This is a genomic window from Flavobacterium piscinae, from assembly GCF_004122145.1.
Lineage (GTDB): Bacteria > Bacteroidota > Bacteroidia > Flavobacteriales > Flavobacteriaceae > Flavobacterium > Flavobacterium piscinae.
This window is the reverse complement of the sequence record NZ_SBKQ01000029.1, coordinates 1-1,740: the sequence shown is the minus strand read 5'-3', so window position 1 is coordinate 1,740 and position 1,740 is coordinate 1. Positions and strand designations below refer to the sequence as shown.

The 1,740-nt window shown below is 42.2% G+C and carries 1 protein-coding gene; it reads left to right on the top strand.

Going from position 1 to position 1,740, the window contains the following annotated elements:
• The coding region (locus tag EQG68_RS15095; protein WP_449404221.1) for an HYR-like domain-containing protein at positions 1-1,740 on the top strand (1,740 nt) is incomplete at both ends.

The window sequence follows — 1,740 nt, the reverse complement described above, 5'->3', positions numbered from 1 at the left end:
CTTCCAATGGATATGACTGTGGAATGTGACGCTGTACCAATGGCGATGACGTTAACTGCTACTGACAACTGTGGTTCAGCTTCTGTTGAATACGGTGAAATACGTAATGATGGAAACTGTCCTTCAAACTATACTTTAGTTAGAACTTGGACAGCTATGGATGAATGTGGTAACACAACTGTTCATACGCAAACCATCACGGTGCAAGATACATCGGCTCCTGCTTTTGTAGAAGAACTTCCAATGGATATGACAGTAGAATGTGACGCTGTACCAATGGCGATGACGTTAACTGCTACTGATAATTGTGGTTCAGCTGAGGTATCTTACAAAGAAACCAGAACTGATGGAAACTGTCCTTCAAACTATACTTTAGTAAGAGTATGGACAGCTGAGGATGAGTGTGGAAACACAACTGTTCATACGCAAACCATCACGGTGCAAGATACAACGGCTCCTGCTTTTGTAGAAGACCTTCCAATGGATATGACAGTAGAATGTGACGCTGTGCCAATGGCGATGACATTAACTGCTACTGATAACTGTGGTTCAGCTTCTGTTGAATATGGTGAAGTACGTAATGATGGAAACTGTCCTTCAAACTATACTTTAGTTAGAACTTGGACAGCTATGGATGAATGTGGTAACACAACTGTTCATTCGCAAACAATCACGGTGCAAGATACAACCGCTCCTGCTTTTGTAGAAGACCTTCCAATGGATATGACAGTAGAATGTGACGCTGTACCAATGGCGATGACGTTAACTGCAACTGATAACTGTGGTTCAGCTGAGGTATCTTACAAAGAAACCAGAACTGACGGTAACTGTCCATCAAACTATACTTTAGTAAGAGTTTGGACAGCTGAGGATGAGTGTGGAAACACTACTGTTCACAAACAAACCATCACGGTTCAAGATACAACCGCTCCTGCTTTTGTAGAAGATCTTCCAATGGATATGACAGTAGAATGTGACGCTGTACCAATGGCGATGACATTAACTGCTACTGATAACTGTGGTTCAGCTGAGGTATCTTACAAAGAAACCAGAACTGACGGTAACTGTCCATCAAACTATACTCTAGTAAGAGTTTGGACGGCTGAGGATGAGTGTGGAAACACAACCGTTCACAAACAAACCATCACGGTGCAAGATACAACGGCTCCTGCTTTTGTAGAAGACCTTCCAATGGATATGACAGTAGAATGTGACGCTGTACCAATGGCGATGACCTTAACTGCAACTGATAACTGTGGTTCAGCTGAGGTATCTTACAAAGAAACCAGAACTGATGGTAACTGTCCTTCAAACTATACTTTAGTTAGAACTTGGACAGCTATGGATGAATGTGGTAACACAACTGTTCATACGCAAACCATCACGGTGCAAGATACATCGGCTCCTGCTTTTGTAGAAGAACTTCCAATGGATATGACAGTAGAATGTGACGCTGTACCAATGGCGATGACGTTAACTGCTACTGATAATTGTGGTTCAGCTTCTGTTGAATACGGTGAAATACGTAATGATGGAAACTGTCCTTCAAACTATACTTTAGTTAGAACTTGGACAGCTATGGATGAATGTGGTAACACAACTGTTCATACGCAAACCATCACGGTGCAAGATACAACGGCTCCTGCTTTTGTAGAAGAACTTCCAATGGATATGACAGTAGAATGTGACGCTGTACCAATGGCGATGACGTTAACTGCTACTGATAATTGTGGTTCAGCT